This is a genomic window from Microbulbifer mixtoriginis (SeqCode), from assembly GCF_052466695.1.
The window spans coordinates 1556556-1574243 of record NZ_CP174285.1; the positions used below are offsets into that span (position 1 = coordinate 1556556).

The window sequence follows — 17688 nt, forward strand, 5'->3', positions numbered from 1 at the left end:
GAGTATAGGGAGATACACATTATGACCAGAACTTTCTTCGGCTTGCTACTCCTCTTCGTCACCGCCAGCTGCTATGCCGACAAGAGGCCTGAAGCTTTTAACACCATCGACAAACTTTTTGCCGCCATGTCAAATTTTGATCATCAGGCAATGAGAAGTACGGTTACTGATTCATTCATCCTTTTAGAGCATGGGGAGATCTGGACCATAGAGGATCTTGTTAATGTTGTTAAGCCCGCTGGTTACACCCGAACGAATTACTTCAGCATCATCAACTACGAGCAGCAAGGCGAATTACTGACTGTCAATTATTGGAACAAAGCCAACTTTACCCAGAAAAACAAAAGCGAGGATGTTATCTGGCTGGAGAGTGCCGTCCTAGCCAAGGTAGATGGGAACTGGTTACTCCGCCAAATGCATTCTACCCGACTACCAGCTGGTAAAACGCCCGATGAAGTAACCTTTATCAAGCAAAAACTCTAACTTTAAAGTTAAGCTCAATGTGCTGGTCTTAGGGCCAGCCCTACATTCACTGTAGAGGCTGCAGCCAATACCGTGTCTTTTCCTATCCACTGCAGCATCATGTAAAATAAGCCGAACTATACGATACATAGTGCTTATTATCCCAAGAGGCGGCCCCATGAAGCTAAAAGTGTACCTTTCCGGTGAAATTCATTCTAACTGGAGAACCCAAATTATAGAGGGTTGCAAGAATCTAGGGTTAGATATCACCTTTTCATCCGCAGTGACTGATCACGATGCCAGTGATGCGGCGGGTGATGGCCTTGGTGAAGAGTCCAACTCTTTTTGGCGTGATCATAAATCGGCCAAGGTTAATGCCGTCCGAATCAAACACTCTATTGAGAACTGCGACCTGGCGATCATTCGCTTTGGAGAAAAATATAAGCAGTGGAACGCCGCATTCGATGCCGGTTACTGCGCAGCTCTGGGAAAGCCTTACATCACCCTACACGATGAATCCCTGGTTCACGCCTTGAAAGAAGTCGATGGTTCAGCCCAAGCCTGGGCCCAGAGCCCTGCACAAGTTATCGATATTCTGAAATACCTCACTACCCAGGCTTAACGCCATATGTCACCAGCGCCGGCCAATAACCGGCGTGGTTTGTCGTATAATCGCTCACCTTCATTTTCCCCACTCTTTTTAATCTGTAGCTACTTATGCCTGGAGTAACTGATCGGTTTTCCCTTGATATGACCTATTTATCCATTAGCATTTCATACCAACATCTTCATGTTTTGCTATATCCCACTGTGTTCAACCAATCCATCAATAGATGGCGCAGACATAAACCGAGGCAAGGATACTGACCTTAAAGGCCACAAATGTACGATTCATATAATTAAACTCAGGAGATCAATCAAAAGGTTCTGGCGGGTTTCCCACGATAAACGCTTACATCCTCAATCAGGAGCAACCTTATCAGCTATCGGCCACCCCAGTAGCTTGGAGAGTATCATGAGAATAAGTAAAGAAGTCTGGAAGGGCCAAGCCGCATATTCCAAAACACTGTTATGGCTATATGATTTTTGGGTGTTATTTTTATCAAATCGCTTTATTTGGCGCTGCCCTACACCAATAATTCTTCAGAAATTTGATGAAAATGTAAGCGTCAACCACTTGGACGTGGGTGTCGGCACTGGCTATTTTATGGATAAATGTCATTTCCCCTCAGCTCATATCAGATTGGCACTTATGGATTTAAACCAGAACTGCTTGGATATCTCAGCAAAGCGTGTTGCAAGATACAAACCTATTCTATTTCACACAAACGTACTGAGTGAAATGCCTAATGATATAGAGCCATTTGATTCCATTTCTGTTAATTATTTATTCCACTGCTTACCGGGGAGACTATCAGAAAAGCTTATTGCCATAGATTATCTTAATAAACTACTCTCAGGTCATGGCACTATCTTTGGCTCTACAATTTTACATGAAGGTGTTTACAAAAGTGCAATCGCCAAACGATTAATGACCTTCTACAACAAGAAAGGAATATTCTCTAACACCCTAGACAGCCAGAAAGATCTGGAGAATTTCCTGCAAAGTAGATTCTCAGAATATTCAATAGAAATTCGGGGCTGTGTTGCACTTTTCTCGGCAAAGAACAAGCGATAAACCCAGCTCCCAACAATTGCGAGAAAACTTGGTAAATATTACTTCATCATTAAGGCCACCTCTCTCCTTGACTTCCTCCTATGTGAAGCAGCAGTATTATTCTATTGTTTGTTCACACCCTTTTGCCAAAGGCCTTCCTGATTTAGATCGTGATACGCTAGCCAAACTGTGGAAGCCCCAGCTCCGATCTTGGCGCTCATAAGGCGTGCATTGTCATAGCCATTGAATGGAACATCAAAAACTGATCCCGGATACTCATATTTACAAGCCACTTCTCCTTGAGACCAGTCCGCATCCGCAGCAGTAATCTTCCAGTCACCTTCATCACGGCAAGCAAAGCGATAGCTTTTGGAGCACACCACATCATTAAAACGACCGTTCGCCTTTGAAATAGCGCAATGCTCATTGCCATTCCAGTTGTTCGGCTCCGTACTTTCCCAAGACCAGAGTAGGTCTTCGGGCTCAAGATGCCCCGCACTACTATCACCATTGAACCAGAACATTTCAAATATATTGAGCCCACAGGAAAGATAGCTTTTTACATTAGACTCAGTGATTTCTTTGTCTTGCGGCCCTTTACCACCACTACCAATGCCATAAAGAGTGCTTGGATCGTGTAACCGCGTCATTTGCTTGCTTGCCGAGGTTGTCATTAACTCACAAGTATTGGGGTCTGCAGGTTTACTAAATTTGTCTTTGTGGAACCCCTGATATTGCAGACCGAGATGTACCACAGACCTAAAGCTCCCTGATTGTGGACAGATTAAATCCGTATTTACAACGACTATATTTTTTCCAGAATCCAACACATTCTGCTTACTCAAGGAATCCACCGGCAGGCCGGCACAACGATTAGATCCCCCTCCAGAGAAACTCGCCTCATAAAGATAGCTTCCTAACTCAGCTCTCAACTGACTGGCTATCTGGCCATAATGATTAGAATTTATTTCAAGTTTCAACAATATGACTGACTCAACATTCCCCTCTTCCAACCAACGAACAATACTTTCCAGCCCACGGCGAAACTTTTTTTCACCACCAAAGCAGACACCATGACATAACCGCAGCTGATTCTCCCCAAAAAATGTTCCGTAATCGCCGACATCTAAAGTAAGCTCACGCACACCAGAGTTTAACTGATCATAGATTGAAATATCCTGATTGGGATCCGCCCAGTAGGCACTATCCCACTCCCGCGCATTATAAGAGTTGTGAGTACCCACCCATTGCGAATGGTTGAAAGGCACATCTTTATCTAACTGTTCTTGCAGGGACAGTTGTATAACACCCTGAGCTGTTGTCGACTTGACGCCCGGAACTAGAAAAAGGCCCACCATAAGAATTACTAGCCGCCCATAAAGGGATAATTTGATCATTTGTTTTTTTATTGCCATGATGTACCTGTGTCACTATAGTGACTTTATTGTTATTTTGCCTTGCGAAAGGCATACATTCCAAGTCGGAACCTCTAGATATTAATCAAACAAATAATCAAATCATAGAATGAAACCAAACCTGATTGACTGGCTAGGCATATAAGGAACAAAAGCTTCTATTTTTACCTAACAGGAAAGCCCCCCCAAAATAAAATTAATTAGACTTTAAAGGCGCCATGTTCATGCTAATAGTGCCAACCCTTATAAAGCATACAGCTGACCCGCATATAAACCCATACTTATATCCGCACCTGGAAAGCAGGCCAAGCCCCTCTCTCAACACAGCTAAAATAATTTATATTTTATTGAAATCACCAACCAAAAAGCGAAATAAAACCATACAAAAGAGGGCTGTATTTCTTACCTAAATAATGAACTCAAACAATTGGATTTGAGAGCCAACCATAAAATTCAGACCAACAACTTCACTGAAGAGCATCGCCTCAGTTACTCCCTCCCAACCGCTATAAAGCGAGAAAAGAATAGGGCTTACAGAAAATCTTCTCTGAAAGAAAAACACTAGAAAATCATTTATGGATCGCAATAATACGTATCGCAAAACACAAAAAAATCGCTAAGACAGCAGAAAATCAAGTGATCCAACAACAGCCACAACCAAAAAGGACACACCCACCCTCCTCTCAGGCGACTATGTCAAGGTTATTCTCAGCACAAAAAATTACAGCCAATTACACCTAAGCAAGGCTCTCAACTCATCACCCACAACCCCAAAATATTACACACGTACCACATTTTCTCTATGTGAAATAAATCACATAAAAACCCTTATGGGCAGTAGTCAAGACTGGCAGATTTCAAGTCACTCCATGATATGATCGCGCAATGGATTTAGCGCCTTAGCGCTATGGTGAATGATTATCAGGGATGAGAGTATATGACTAACCCTCACAATATTGACTACACAGGCTTTATCTTTTTCCACGAAAACACTAAAGGACAAAATGGAAAGCCTGTCTTTATTGATCCGAAACTGCTTCCTCGGTTTATTGATTTGATCGACATCAACTCGGAGACGGGCAGAAAAACAGCAAACCAAATGAATCAGCTCAGCAGTACCGCTGCTGGAATCACCTCCGAAAGTAATCAAACTAATGGCTTTCAACACCGCGAAAATATAGGGGCTGTACAGGTTAGCTATACCGTGTATCAAGAGGGCAAGAGTCATAATAGAGGTCCTGGTGTTTATATCACAGAGCTTAAGCGAGCCAATGGAATTTCCGGAGGGGAGTCTCTGCCAGCAGGATTTTATCTCTCGAAATTAGGAAGGGGAGGATGGGGAGTTGAATCCATTGAAGATGACACTATTCCCACCGTAATTGGAGCAATTGGCGCTTTCTTTGATGGTACTAAATATGATGCGTTATCTACCGCAAAAGAATATGGTGCCTACCTAAAGACCACAGGAAATTCAAACCAAAAGCAACTAAACGACTGTTTTTCACTCTACTATGCTCCAAGCTATCTCGTCGATGAGCTTGGAGTCTGGAAAACGGCGACTCAGAAACTCTCTGGGCCAGACGCCGGACCTCGAGAGCTTGCCCGCCTGTTATATAAATCGCTACCTTGGGATGAGAGAGATCAAACTTTAAAGCATCATTGGTATGTTTTCGGAGAGGGTGCCAAGATGCTTCACCGTACTTTGAAGGAGTTTAGCCAGATAGCCGGAGGAAAAAAGCTACAACAGTATTGTTTTTATTTTGTTAACCCACGAGAAAATATTGGGCTTTTGATGCGGGAAGTTGAAGCCGTAGGTGCACAGACGAAAAAGACCAGTTACAGGCATAGCCTGGATGATATAGCCAGTAAGGTGCACCAAGTAAAGGATGGAGATAACGCGGTGATTGGCCTCCAGAAAATGGATGCGCCCTGGTCTGAGTTCGACAAAATGATACAGGGGGGCAGCAATTATTATCAAAATAAATATATGAATAGCATTGACAATAATCGCACTTTCTCAGACGCAGCTATAAGATTTGTAAGAAACTTCAAAGATGGATGGGGTTAAGTATGGCTAAGGTAGACTCACTGGATCTAGGCCACCCTATTATTGAGCAACTCAATGATATTTACTGGTTGCCCTTCGATGCGCTACCCGTACACCATTACGACTTAGGCGGCTGGCACCTGTCTTTTACAGGAAAGTTAGTAAAGCATATTTATGGAGGCAATCATTATGCCCCATACACTACGCCAATCAACCAAGAAGATAGCTATCCAAGATTTTATGGTGGACGGCCACTTTGGGGCAATAAGAGTCCCTATATTTGGTTTGAACTTCACTCAATCAATGTCGGCTGCAGTGTAGATGTGGGATCGGATGATGCCTGGATTGTTGGCACTGCTTGCTTCGAAATTCGAGTGATCCAGATAAGGGAACCATCCAAATCTGGAGTCTTCGATCTCTCTGACCACAACCAGTTAAAGCAATTTATATTTAATAAGCACAAAGATAATCTAGGCCATTTCCTTGACTCTGGATTTAATTACGCTTTTAGCGCCTGGAGCATAGAAGAAATTAAAGAATACAAATTCAAGGGCAGAAACTGGTACGAAATTATTGACGGTAACCGAAGTCTAAATTGGTGCTTCAACCTGTATACCCACATATCAGACAAGCATCTTCTACATATTGCATACACCCCCAGCCAATTCTGGCCTCCATTTCATATTCCCAGCAAAAAAGCCCTGCACATTAGCAAATCTCCATTGTGGGACTTTATGGATAACCTGGAGCTTTCCAAAATGGAAGAAGGCAGCCAGGTCGTTACTGGTACCATAGAGCGAGAGACTACAAGCTCCTGGGGAGAAGATACAGAAGATCTGAGCGGCTGGTAAAGTATTTTAATTAGCGGGCTTACCTAGAGCAGATTACATATTTACACATTATTAATTGCGAAAACTATAAATTACAGATTCTCATTTTCTCCGTAGAAAAATTAACCAGCTGATTAGGGTGTAAAATAAAGATAGCCTGAAGTTAATAAGCTACCCCCGCAACTCCTACTATAGGGTGCCCTCAAAGGGCACCTATAAGTCAGTGTGACGTTTTTCTTACCAGAAGATGTCTTGTAAGTTAAACGTGTAGCGACTCACCAATTAGAAGAACCTTACCGTTACGCTCACCTGCCGCAGCAACTTTAACGGCTTCCTTCACATCGCTAAGGGGATAAGTTGCATGAATTGGTGCAGAAAGCTTACCCTGGGCAACGAGGCTCGTAATGGTTCCAAACACTTCCTGCTGCCGCTCAGGTGAAGCATTAGCAAACCACTTAGCCAGCCAGAACCCACGTACAGTAATATCCTTAAAGATAATCACCCCTGGAGCGAGCAGACATGGTTCACCGCTCAGGGCACCATAGTTGACTAGTGTGGCACCCTCACTAAGGGCTTCACCCAGCCTAGCAGTAGCCATTCCCCCAACGGCATCTATACCCAAGCGAATCTCAGCACCTGCGGTTGCAGCTTTAACCCTCTTGGCTAGGCTCTCCCCTTCCTGATCACCATCTACCAGCACCACATCGGCACCGGCTTCCAGCATTGGCTCAATCAGCGAGGATCTGCGAACTACATTGACTACCTTCAGACCACGAATTTTTGCCAAACTTGTCAGATAAGTTCCTACCGCAGAGTTTGCTGCGTTTTGAATCACCCAGTCTCCCTCTTTCAGATCGACGAACTCACTGAGCAGGAGGTAGGCCGTTGGGGGATTAATGGTAATCATGGATAGTTGTATGGGATCTACCTCATTTGGCAGAGGAATAAGTCCCTTAGCATTTGCCACCATGTGCGTGGCCCAGGTGCCACTGCCAACGGGCAACAGAACAGTTTGGCCAATATCAAGGCCTGACACATTCGGACCCTGCTTAACTAACTTGGCAACACCTTCGTTCCCGCCAATGGCAGGCAGAGGCGGTAACATGCCATATTCACCGGTCAGCGTGAGTACATCTGAGGGGTTGATAGGTGTAGCCAGCATTTCCAGTAATACCTGCCCCTCTTCCAGTTCCGGCTCATTAAACGGAACCGCCTCAATCACATCCTGCGGCACAGGGCCGCGCTCACGATACTCTGCCTTTAGCATATCGACATATCCTTTAAGAAAAATAGCTTTCACTAAGCCGTAAACAATTTCTCTCACTGCCTCTCGAGTAACACTCGTATTTACCGGCCATTTCGAATTGTTCAGTCTACTCACCATGAGAGAGAGTTCAAGAATATCCACCAAACGGATGTAGGCTAACTGTAATCGTGCGATAGAAACAGGACTGAATCGTAAAGTCAAAGTATCTATTGAAAGCAAGTTGCTTTACAAAAGCTCACTGGTCACTCAAACAAATATCTTTGACACCCAGCATCTACTCGGTTGATTTTTTTCAAACTTAATAAAAGCCTGTTACCTCTTTACTCCTTATCTCCTCAGACTCTCACACTATCCTGCATCAGCAACGCAACAAACACTCCAAGATTAAAAAGAAATAGAGGTAAGCCTTAGAGAACATCACCGGAGTGCAAATCACCAGCAACTTATCCAAATGTCAACATGGAGCCGCTTGCCCCTTCACCGCTAACTGATAAATATTGAATATGGATAGGGTTCAATTACTTACGCAGAAAAGTACCCTTCTATCTTTTTGATGTACAGAATCGCGATGAGCCGCTATTATCAGCAGCGGCTCTAGTTGCACTCTTAGCAAACTTGGTGACTTTTACACCATGACTAAGAAATTTAATTTGAAACAACCCTTTAGCTTTATAGATGTTTACCTACACACTGATTAAGCATACCCATATCACAGCCGCAGTACTTAGCCTCTCTCTTTTTCTGTTGCGAATGGGGTTGGAGTTCTCAGGAAAGCCTCACTGGAGAAAAACCTTCCTTCGCTGGATGCCCCATGCCAATGATACCCTGCTGTTATCTGCGGCTGTAGCGCTGGTTGTTATCGGCAGCTGGAATCCGGCTGTCTTTCATTGGCTTGCGGTAAAGGTTGCACTGGTATTCGGTTATGTGATTGCCGGATTCTTCGCACTGCGCCAATCCATGCCTCAACGTACACGCATCATCGCGGCTCTTTTGGCCATGGTGCAGATTGGCTTTATTTTTTATCTGGCAATTCAAAAGCCTACTCTCTAATACATTTTTTTATTCAATTTGCCCACAAAGCCAGTGCTCACAACTCAGTGGGCAGCGAGCTCAATTCCGATCCCATACTGTGTGATCTATCCCTTTAATATCGTATTTTCTCGCATCAAACACCGGCTCCTTAATTCCTTGATTAAGCTGTGCTTCATAGTCTCCCAGCACTTTGAAAGCGACACCGGAGAGCAAGGTAATAGCCAATATATTGGTAGAGGCCATAAATCCCATCGCCACATCTGCCATGCGCCAGAGTAAGGTAAAATTCTCAGTACTTCCACTGTAAGAAACCCAGGCACCAAACAGGATAAAAATTAAAAAAATTATCCGATAACAAAATATAGAAGTGGGAGTATGGTAAAGATAAAAAATATTGGTTTCACCGTAATAGTAATTACCAATAATTGAAGTAAAGGCAAAAAACAGCAGTGCAAACGCCACGAAACCACTTCCCCAGGAACCCACCACGCTAGACAGAGAGTCCTGAGCTAATTTAACCCCCTCCACATTGCCCACCATATACACATCGGCAACTAAAATAATTGCCGCGGTACAGGTACAGATAACAATGGTATCCAGAAAAACGGAAGCCATTTGCACATAGCCCTGCACTAGTGGATGCTTAACATCCGCTGCTGCACCCACATTCGGTGAAGAGCCAAGCCCCGCCTCATTGGCAAATAGCCCACGCTTTATTCCATTGGAAACTACCGCCCCCAGGGCTCCTGCGCCAGCCTGTTCCAGTCCAAAAGCATTCCTTAATATCATACCCAGAATCTTGGGCAACTCCCCCAGGTTCATCAGCAAAACCATAAACGCCACTGTTAAATAGGCGATAGCCATAAAAGGCACCACCACTCCGGCAAAACGCGCGATAGAGCGGATACCACCAAACACAATAATGCCCGCAATCACGGCTACCACAATCCCGACCAGCATGGGGTTGATTTCCCAGGCGTCGTTTAGGGCCGTGGCCATAGCGTTCGATTGAATGGAGTTGAAGACAAAGCCGTAGCACATCAGTAAGAAGATGGAAAAACTTACTGAAAGCCACTTCCAGTTAGGGCCTAGGCCTTTTTTGATGTAGTAAGCCGGTCCTCCACGGAAGGTCCCAGGTTGCTCACCTTTCTCTTTATAAACTTGCGCGAGGGTATTTTCGACCATGCTGGTGGCCATACCGAGCCAAGCCACCATCCACATCCAAAAAACCGACCCAGGACCCCCAGCAGTAATTGCCACGGCAACACCCGCCAAACTACCGGTGCCAATCCGTGCTGCGGCACTGGTGGCAAACGCCTGAAACGCGGAAATTGAGCCCGGATGATCCTTATGAATACCGCGCACCATTACCATCGCCATATGACCAAAGTGGCGGAATTGAATAAAGCGACTGCGAATGGAAAAGTAAAGGCCAATAGGCAACAAAGCGATAATCAGGACACCGAGCCACCACTGCCCTTCAATCCCCCCCCACAAAAGCCGGTTGGCCCAATCAATCGCCTTGATTATTCGGTCCAACAACTCTTGCATCCACCGCTCCCTAGCACAGCCTATATTTATGCATAGATCAACCGCTGGAAACGGCTATCCCCACTAAAGACTAGCAGCCGCTACAGTGCTAACGGGTAGGTAACCAAGCGGACCTTTTGCAGGAAAAGTAAGAATCACTTGGTTCTACGGCGCTTAAAAAATCCAGACCAGCTGGAAAGGGAGGCGAAAAGGATTCTCGGCTCTTGGCACCCAAGCAAGATAGAGCAGGCATAAAATGGGGAAAAATCGACAGAAGGTGGGCTCTGAGAGGTAGACCAGTGACACGGAGGGCCCACTGGTCTATGCACTGAAAAGAATTAGCAGAAGATTTCCCGCGCCCGCTCTGGAGACACCACCTTACGACCACTCTCTTCTGCGATCACAGCCAAAGCCTCAATCAACTGGCCATTACCAGAGGTGCGCTCGCCACCGGGCAAATAGAACGTGTCCTCCACTCCAGAGCGTAAATGGCCGCCCAGCTCTGCGGTCTTGCGGTGCACCGGCCAGATTTCCTCACGCCCAATCACAGTACTCTGCCACAAGCTATCTGTACGCATATATTTAGGCAGCAACTCCAACAGCTCGGGATCCGCTGGCATACCAGAAGCCACCCCCATCACCAGGTTATAGTTGGGCTTATCTACCATACCCACATCGGCATACATACCAACGGAGCGGACAATACCTACATCAAAGCACTCAAACTCAGGCCTGGTACCCGTTTCACGACATACCGCCAGCAGTTCTTCCACCTTGTCTACCGGATTATCGAACACCATCGGCGGCCAGGCCCAGGTGCCGTTGGAACGGGCTTTTAAGTAATTCAAGCTGCCCGCATTGCAGGCGGCGATTTCCGGCTTACCTGCGCGCACACACTCGAGAGGTCCGCGCTGGTCCCGACCGATAGTGCCGGTGGAAAAATTTAAAATAACTCCGGGGCACTTAGCCCGGATTGCATCGGCAATTTCCAACGCCACTTGCGGTTCCCAGCTGGGAAGATGCCCCTTGCCCGGCTCTTGAGCTCGAAAATGTACGTGCATTACCGAAGCCCCGGCATCAAAGGCTTCGCTGGCTGAGTTTGCCATTTGTTCCGGCGTTACCGGAACCGGGTGTTGTTGCGGATTGGTGAGCACCCCGGTTAGGGCGCAGGTGATTACCACTTCATCGGACATCGCAGGCTCTCCTGAATTATCTTTATTTGGGCCGCTTTAGGTTCGGCACACTAGGCTTTGCCGAATTCCGCTGATTGCCATGCTCTCAGTACCTGCGCCTCATCCGTGCGCGAAATACCCTGAGCCGCATCCATACTTTGGGGTTAATGAAGGAGGAATCAAACCCCACCACCAAGCGCTTGCTTGGTCATCAAAGACTAACACAGGCTTTAACCCGTAAAAAGGCACCTTGTATCGCTAAAACAGGCCCGGCAGAATGCAAAAAAATCTAATTTAGGAAACCGGTATCCGATGAGTGATCACTCCATAACAAACTCCACCCCTTATGGCAGCTGGAAATCTGCAATCAACGCAGAATTATTGGTTGAAGGCAGTGTTCGCCTGGCGGAAGCCAGCTTGGTGGATGGGCGTTACTACTGGTTAGAGTCGCGTCCTTCAGAAAAGGGGCGTAATGTTCTGGTGCAGTATTGCCCGCAAAATGGCCGGCGCGATCTCACCCCCACCCCGCTGAGTATTCGCTCCAAGGCGCACGAATATGGCGGTGGTAGCTACCTTGTCCACGGCGACACCCTGTACTTTGTACTTGCGGAAGATCAGCGTATTTACCGGATGGAGATCGGCAGCGACCTGCCTGAGGCTATTACTCCAGAAAGTGAATCCCGCTATGCGGACCTGCACCTCGACACAGAAAGAAATCGTCTGATATGTATTGAAGAAGACGACAGCGGCCATGCTCAGGGACAGGAAGCACGTGCACGAATTATCGCCATCGACCTACAGTCTCCGCTGACTACCCCTCCAAGGGTTTTGGTTGAAGGCGCAGACTTCTACTCAAACCCCACCTTGAACTCCAGCAGAGACCAGTTGAGCTTCTTGCGCTGGCATCACCCCAACCTGCCTTGGGATGGCACCGAACTGTGCCTGGCCACTCTAAGTGAGCAAGGAGAGGCCATTGAGATCACTCAAGTGGCCGGCGGAGATAACGAATCCATCTTCCAACCCCAGTGGTCGCCATTGGGGGAGCTTTACTATGTCTCCGACCGCAATAACTGGTGGAATTTATACAAGCTGGGACAAGATACTCCGCTTTGGAAAAAAGAGGCTGAATTCGCCACACCGCAGTGGGTGTTTGGAATGTCCACTTATGGCTTTATCAGTACTGAGGAAATTCTCTGTACTTACACCGAGAATGGTCTTTGGTATTTGGCCAGCGTAAATACCCTTACTGGTGAACACCAGCTGATCCAGCAGCCCTACTGTGATATAGAGAGCCTGCGCTGCGAAAATGGCAAAGCGATAATGATTGCCGCCGCAAGAGACAGCTTTCCTGCAATAATCTCTTTTGATCTGGCAAGTGAGGCCCTTGAGACAATCGCCAGCAGTAACAAACGCTCACTGGCTGCCGAACTCTTCTCCAGCGCCCAGGCCATTACTTTCAATGTCGATGAGCGAGAGGTACACGGATTTTACTATCCCCCGCACAACCCGGACTTCAAGGCACCAGAGGGCGAAAAACCTCCACTTATTGTTTTTAGCCATGGCGGCCCCACTGGTGCCACCTCTGCCGGCCTCAATTTGAAAGTACAGTACTGGACCAGCCGCGGCTTCGCCATTCTGGATGTGAATTATTCTGGTAGCACCGGTTATGGCCGCGAGTACCGTGACCGCCTTACCGATAAGTGGGGCATCTATGATGTGGAAGATGTCTGTGCAGGCGCCGAATACCTGGTCAATCAGGGTTTGGCCGATCCAGAGCGGCTGCTGATCAAGGGTGGCAGCGCAGGCGGTTATACCGTGTTAGCAGCACTGACTTTTCACAACACTTTCAAAGCCGGGGCCAGTCATTATGGAATCGGTGAATTGAGCAGTCTCGCTAAAGACACTCACAAGTTTGAATCCCGCTACCTGGACAAATTAGTCGGCCCCTGGCCATCCGCCGAAGCAATCTATCAGCAGCGCTCTCCTATTCATCATGTGGAGCAACTGAGCTGTCCGGTGATTTTCTTCCAAGGTTTGGAAGACAAGGTAGTACCACCAAACCAGGCGGAAACTATGGTGAGAGCCCTGAAAGAGCGCGGTATTCCGGTTTCCCATATCACCTTTGCCAATGAAGGGCACGGCTTCCGTAGTGGAGACAGCATCAAAATGGCCCTGGAGGGAGAGCTGGAATTTTACAGCCGTATTTTCAATTTTCCCCTGGCTGAAGCCGGCCCCGGAATTACCATTGAGAATCTGTAATCAATCATCCCAAACCTTTAGAGGAAGCCATTAATACCATGGGAAGATGGAGACCACCGCGCCCGCGCGGCTCCCGCTATATCACTGCGGAGGGCGCGCAACGTATGCGCGCCGAAGTTAAGCATCTATGGGAGGAGGAGCGCCCCAGAGTCACCCAGGCGGTAAGTGATGCCGCTAAGCTGGGCGATCGCTCGGAAAATGCCGACTATATCTACGGTAAAAAGCGCCTGCGTGAAATAGACAGCCGTGTGCGTTTTTTGACCAAACGCCTGGAGGAAATCACCGTAGTAGATCAAGTGCCTGAAGACCGTGAAAAAGTCTTCTTCGGTGCCTGGGTCACATTGGAAGATGAAGAAGGTGTAGTCATAAGCTACAGAATCGTTGGCCCAGATGAGTTTGACGTAAAAGCTGGCCTGATCTCTATGGATTCTCCCGTAGCTCGTTCATTGCTAGGGCGCAGACTCGACGATGAGATAGATATTCGTCAGGGGGAAAAATGGCAGACCTATTTTATTACTGAAATCCGTTACGAAGAGTAGAGGCCAACTCCTCATAACCCTAAGCATAACAGCAGGAAAAATAGATAGATTTTTTAATTGATAAATAAAAAAGGCTTATTTCCCTCGAAATAAGCCTTTGAGTCAATATTGTGTTATCTATTTCTAGAGGCTGTTGTAGTACTGAATTACTCCAACCGCATTGCCACTGGCAAAAGCAGACTGAACCTGATCTGAGCTCATGCCAATTGTTAGATCTGCATCATTCACATTAAGCTCAAGATACAAGCTGCCCGCCTGGGAATAGGCATCATCCCATTCAGTGATCGCATCATTGAGGTCATTGATCACGACCGAGAAGTTAGCGCCCTCCTCGTCAGAAATGGCTGTCTGAATGTCACTAATGGCCCCAGATACATCACTTTCAAGAGTTTGCCACTCTTGCAATACAGCCTGCAAATTATCTTCTACCTGCTGGGTCTCCTCAGCGAGCTGCCCAAAGCTTTGCGACAACATCTGGAGAGTTGACACATCTGCAGTTACCAGATTCATTTCTGCTTGCTTAGCCTTGATGCTCTTTTGGTCTGCAACAATTTTGGCAGCATCCAATGCAATAAAGGTGCTTGCCACTGCAGCCACTGGCCCCATAACGAACCAGGTTAACAGACCTTCAGGGAAGGCTACTATAGAAGCGACAGTACCCAAAGAAATAGCCGTAGCATCCGCAATACCAAGAGCAACAATGCTTGTTGTCAGTGATTTTATATCTGCCTGAAGATTTTTTATTTCTTTCTTTAAATCAGCAATTTGCTGTTCATCGGCCTGCGCATCCTGAACAGACTTATCGGCAATTGACTGCAATTGAGTCGCCATATCAGGCAATTTATCCTGAAACCCTTGAATTGCCTGAACTGCGCCGCTGATAAAGGTCGAAACAATACCCAGTTGAGAGGTGATTGAATCCAGGTCGTTCTTCAATATATTAAGAGCCGATGTATTACCTGGGTCACTATTGAGTGTATTCGCCTGGGTTAAAGCATCCTGCAACAACTGACTGATAATACCGTTGTAGCTTTGCACCTCACTGGGCACATCCAGAAGCCTGGCCAGTACATTATTCACCCAATCAAGCGCATCGGTATTGGCCTGAGTATAGGCCGCTACAAACTCACTCCAATCCGGTGGATTTTGATTTAAGGTAGGCAAGCTTGAGGACAAAACGCTAGTCACCAGAGTGTTTATTGCAACTACATTCTGCTTGTACGTATTCTGAGTTTCGCGAATAGATTGAGCACTATGCTGGAAAGCTTTTGCTAATGAAAGTTTCACCACCACTGGGCTGGAACTTTTCTCCGCCACCAAATCTACGTCATCACTTACCTGTGACATATTTATTTCTCTCTTAATGAATATTTAAGATGAAACCTGAGATCTCCAAGAAACACCTTGATTTAGGCGCAGCCCAATATAGCAAGCTTTAACTGTAACCAATATGCCACCCCTTATAATGAATCGGAAATAGAAATATATTTATATTCACATCTCAAATAAAGAGCGCCAAACCCAGCGCAATGAGCACCTCAATAACCAGTGAAAATTGAAATAAGGGATAGATTTCTCAACAGTATGCCTGACGGGAAGCTCATATGCTCAGACCTATAGAACTATAAATACCGCACCCATTTTTCAATCCAATAAAATCGTTGAATTAAAGGGTGTTTAAAATATCCCCTGAAAACCTAAAATTTTAAACTTAATTAGACCGACCTATCTTTATATAAGCCCCAACCCCAAGTAAGCATCAAAGCAAATAAGCCGCCGAAAGTATGTCCGCTCAATAATTTACTATGCTTAATAACATGCCAAATAGAAAAGGTTGCAATCCCGCCAATAGTAAATATTGAGCCACCCATCGCATCCAGGAGACACCGATGCCAATGGCCAATAAAAGCCCTTACCCACTCAAAGATACTTTAAAGCGTGCCCGGTTTGATTTACTCCCTGCCTTTAACAAACAGCCTACTGAATTATTGAAACTCTTTCGCGAGGCCCTGACTCTTCAACAATCGATATTATCTCACTCATGGAAAGAACTAGATCAACAGGCACGGCTCTGTATAGGGTTGGGCTATGGTGAGTATCGCAATCTTCAAGGCCACTTAGAAAGCACCAACTATCTGCACACTCTGCATCACCGTATGGGTTTAGAGTTTCTGTTTGTGCTGCGTGGCATTGCTATTGGTGAGAGTCGAAACCAATGGTCTGAAAACCTTGAGCAGCGAATTCGCAGCATGGACCCCGAAGATCGGTTAAATAAGATTCTCGTTAAAGCAGAAGAATTAGCCGGTAATAAGCTCTCAGAACAGACTCTCACGCGTTTACGCAAAAAAATTGCAGGCCTGGAAGAGAGAATTAACCTGCAGGAATCCATGGCCAGATTAGCTAATGGGGAGATAAAAAATATAGACTTGTTAAAGGCTTATTTTCCAGAAAATACATCTTCAATGGCCCTGAGATTAAACAGTGCCGCAGATGCTGTCATCATGTGCCTAAGTCGAGGGCTACTCGCGCTAACACATGCTCAATTCAATATTGCTCTAGATACTGAAGCAGCTAGTACCGACTTTTCCAAGCGCAATATACATTCCATTAAAACGATTATAAAAGTATTTTCCAACCTACTTAAAAGTGGTCACAAGCGTATTTACAGCGCCCTACTTCTTGGAGAATCAGTGGAGATCAAACAGGCGTGCTTGTTTCTGGCCGGAGATATTGAGAGCAAGCTCCCCCAGTTCACAAGCGCTCAAGCTGTAATACACAACACAATCACCGAATTATTGCGCCGTGGTAGTGGCGGCCTGGCGGAGAGGCTTGGCGATCTCGCGGTGGATGCGCACTTTCTCACCCGCATTGCCATCGCTAGCCAGGCTGCCTGTTATCGACTTGCGCTGGGTTGCGAGGGGCTTAATTCCGATAGAGACATCAAAAACCTTCAGAAAAATATCTACACCATGCCTTTTTCAGCAACACTACCCAACGGTAAAAATATAGAACTGTCGAAGCTAGAAGCCAGTCCAGAGGGAGAGTTTGTTGAAATCAGGGGCTTTGTCGAAGAGGTCACCTCCCCACCTCAGGAGGGCGGCATGCTATTAAGCCACCTGATGTTGAAAGATCCCTCCAGTAATGCCGAGGCAAATGCCGTGGTGCGCTTTGCTCACCTACCACATGCCGGTATTTGTCCAGGCGCTTTCTGCCGACTCAGTGGCACTTATAGACATCACTCAAGCCTGTTCGATGGTAAACCCGCCGTTGAGGTCGATTCCCTGGCCCTGGCCGAGATTGGTAAGTCCAGCTTCGAAGTGAGCTTTATAAGGCTCGCCAACCGTTGGTTCCAGCCCTGGCGTAGCAACGCCAATCTCTACTGGTCTCTTGGTGCCCACCAAGTTGATGAGCACTCTGAGGCCACTTTGGGGGCCGGAGAGCTACTATTTACGCCCCTAATTCGTCCTTAGGAGGGCTA

14 protein-coding genes are annotated in these 17688 nt (G+C 46.4%); 9 read left to right on the forward strand and 5 right to left on the reverse strand.

Annotated features, from left to right (window positions below; all coding sequences use genetic code 11):
* The first annotated feature begins 21 nt into the window (after positions 1-21).
* The 3 genes from ACJJI0_RS06755 to ACJJI0_RS06765 all read left to right on the forward strand — a co-directional run bounded on the left by ACJJI0_RS06755 (position 22) and on the right by ACJJI0_RS06765 (position 2140).
* Entirely contained in the window at positions 22-483 is a 462-nt protein-coding gene (locus ACJJI0_RS06755; RefSeq protein WP_444885242.1) for a nuclear transport factor 2 family protein, read from the forward strand.
* Between the two features lie 157 nt (positions 484-640).
* Entirely contained in the window at positions 641-1084 is a 444-nt protein-coding gene (locus ACJJI0_RS06760; protein ID WP_444885243.1) for a YtoQ family protein, read from the forward strand.
* A gap of 393 nt (positions 1085-1477) precedes the next feature.
* Positions 1478-2140: a class I SAM-dependent methyltransferase gene (locus ACJJI0_RS06765; RefSeq protein ID WP_444885244.1), complete on the forward strand. Its 663-nt coding sequence runs from the start codon at positions 1478-1480 to the stop codon at positions 2138-2140.
* A gap of 101 nt (positions 2141-2241) precedes the next feature.
* Here the strand turns inward: ACJJI0_RS06765 and ACJJI0_RS06770 are convergent, their stop codons facing one another.
* Positions 2242-3534 carry a phosphoinositide-specific phospholipase C-related protein gene (locus ACJJI0_RS06770; protein ID WP_444885245.1) on the reverse strand — a complete coding sequence of 431 codons (1293 nt, stop codon included), beginning with the start codon at positions 3532-3534 and terminating at the stop codon, positions 2242-2244.
* Between the two features lie 937 nt (positions 3535-4471).
* On the opposite strand from ACJJI0_RS06770, the gene ACJJI0_RS06775 reads away from it, so the two are divergent.
* Complete coding sequence (locus ACJJI0_RS06775) at positions 4472-5602, forward strand: hypothetical protein (RefSeq protein ID WP_444885246.1); 1131 nt, start codon at positions 4472-4474, stop codon at positions 5600-5602.
* A gap of 2 nt (positions 5603-5604) precedes the next feature.
* Positions 5605-6432, forward strand: a complete 828-nt coding sequence (locus ACJJI0_RS06780; protein ID WP_444885247.1) for a hypothetical protein — start codon at positions 5605-5607, stop codon at positions 6430-6432.
* Between the two features lie 238 nt (positions 6433-6670).
* Here ACJJI0_RS06780 and ACJJI0_RS06785 read toward each other — a convergent pair whose 3' ends face one another.
* Positions 6671-7678, reverse strand: a complete 1008-nt coding sequence (locus ACJJI0_RS06785; protein ID WP_444885248.1) for a zinc-dependent alcohol dehydrogenase family protein — start codon at positions 7676-7678, stop codon at positions 6671-6673.
* Between the two features lie 675 nt (positions 7679-8353).
* Here ACJJI0_RS06785 and ACJJI0_RS06790 point away from each other — a divergent pair.
* Positions 8354-8728: a SirB2 family protein gene (locus ACJJI0_RS06790; protein ID WP_444885249.1), complete on the forward strand. Its 375-nt coding sequence runs from the start codon at positions 8354-8356 to the stop codon at positions 8726-8728.
* Positions 8729-8788: 60 nt separating this feature from the next.
* On the opposite strand, the gene ACJJI0_RS06795 is transcribed toward ACJJI0_RS06790, so the two are convergent.
* Together ACJJI0_RS06795 and ACJJI0_RS06800 are read right to left on the reverse strand one after the other, a co-directional pair.
* On the reverse strand, positions 8789-10261 hold the full coding sequence (locus ACJJI0_RS06795; protein ID WP_444885250.1) for an alanine/glycine:cation symporter family protein: 1473 nt from the start codon (positions 10259-10261) through the stop codon (positions 8789-8791).
* A gap of 317 nt (positions 10262-10578) precedes the next feature.
* Positions 10579-11433: a beta-keto acid cleavage family enzyme gene (locus tag ACJJI0_RS06800; RefSeq protein ID WP_444885251.1), complete on the reverse strand. Its 855-nt coding sequence runs from the start codon at positions 11431-11433 to the stop codon at positions 10579-10581.
* 291 nt (positions 11434-11724) lie between these two features.
* Here ACJJI0_RS06800 and ACJJI0_RS06805 point away from each other — a divergent pair, with 291 nt between their 5' ends.
* Positions 11725-13671 carry a S9 family peptidase gene (locus ACJJI0_RS06805; RefSeq protein ID WP_444885252.1) on the forward strand — a complete coding sequence of 649 codons (1947 nt, stop codon included), beginning with the start codon at positions 11725-11727 and terminating at the stop codon, positions 13669-13671.
* A gap of 38 nt (positions 13672-13709) precedes the next feature.
* A complete protein-coding gene (gene greB, locus ACJJI0_RS06810) occupies positions 13710-14210 on the forward strand; it encodes a transcription elongation factor GreB (protein WP_252085569.1) in 501 nt (166 codons plus the stop codon).
* A 123-nt stretch (positions 14211-14333) separates the two neighbouring features.
* Here greB and ACJJI0_RS06815 read toward each other — a convergent pair whose 3' ends face one another.
* Positions 14334-15557: an enterotoxin (HBL) gene (locus tag ACJJI0_RS06815; protein ID WP_444885253.1), complete on the reverse strand. Its 1224-nt coding sequence runs from the start codon at positions 15555-15557 to the stop codon at positions 14334-14336.
* Between the two features lie 548 nt (positions 15558-16105).
* Between ACJJI0_RS06815 and ACJJI0_RS06820 the strand changes: the two genes are divergently transcribed.
* Entirely contained in the window at positions 16106-17680 is a 1575-nt protein-coding gene (locus ACJJI0_RS06820) for a hypothetical protein (RefSeq protein WP_444885254.1), read from the forward strand.
* Positions 17681-17688: the final 8 nt, after the last annotated feature.

Excerpts from the sequence above, each read along its gene's own strand:
- ACJJI0_RS06795 (WP_444885250.1), bottom strand. The coding sequence starts at position 10,261 with ATGCAAGAGTTGTTGGACCGAATAATCAAGGCGATTGATTGGGCCAAC.
- ACJJI0_RS06765 (WP_444885244.1), top strand. The coding sequence starts at position 1,478 with ATGAGAATAAGTAAAGAAGTCTGGAAGGGCCAAGCCGCATATTCCAAA.
- ACJJI0_RS06800 (WP_444885251.1), bottom strand. The coding sequence starts at position 11,433 with ATGTCCGATGAAGTGGTAATCACCTGCGCCCTAACCGGGGTGCTCACC.
- ACJJI0_RS06775 (WP_444885246.1), top strand. The coding sequence starts at position 4,472 with ATGACTAACCCTCACAATATTGACTACACAGGCTTTATCTTTTTCCAC.
- ACJJI0_RS06785 (WP_444885248.1), bottom strand. The coding sequence starts at position 7,678 with ATGCTAAAGGCAGAGTATCGTGAGCGCGGCCCTGTGCCGCAGGATGTG.
- ACJJI0_RS06820 (WP_444885254.1), top strand. The coding sequence starts at position 16,106 with ATGGCCAATAAAAGCCCTTACCCACTCAAAGATACTTTAAAGCGTGCC.
- ACJJI0_RS06790 (WP_444885249.1), top strand. The coding sequence starts at position 8,354 with ATGTTTACCTACACACTGATTAAGCATACCCATATCACAGCCGCAGTA.
- ACJJI0_RS06815 (WP_444885253.1), bottom strand. The coding sequence starts at position 15,557 with ATGTCACAGGTAAGTGATGACGTAGATTTGGTGGCGGAGAAAAGTTCC.
- ACJJI0_RS06770 (WP_444885245.1), bottom strand. The coding sequence starts at position 3,534 with ATGGCAATAAAAAAACAAATGATCAAATTATCCCTTTATGGGCGGCTA.
- ACJJI0_RS06760 (WP_444885243.1), top strand. The coding sequence starts at position 641 with ATGAAGCTAAAAGTGTACCTTTCCGGTGAAATTCATTCTAACTGGAGA.
- ACJJI0_RS06805 (WP_444885252.1), top strand. The coding sequence starts at position 11,725 with ATGAGTGATCACTCCATAACAAACTCCACCCCTTATGGCAGCTGGAAA.
- ACJJI0_RS06755 (WP_444885242.1), top strand. The coding sequence starts at position 22 with ATGACCAGAACTTTCTTCGGCTTGCTACTCCTCTTCGTCACCGCCAGC.
- greB (WP_252085569.1), top strand. The coding sequence starts at position 13,710 with ATGGGAAGATGGAGACCACCGCGCCCGCGCGGCTCCCGCTATATCACT.
- ACJJI0_RS06780 (WP_444885247.1), top strand. The coding sequence starts at position 5,605 with ATGGCTAAGGTAGACTCACTGGATCTAGGCCACCCTATTATTGAGCAA.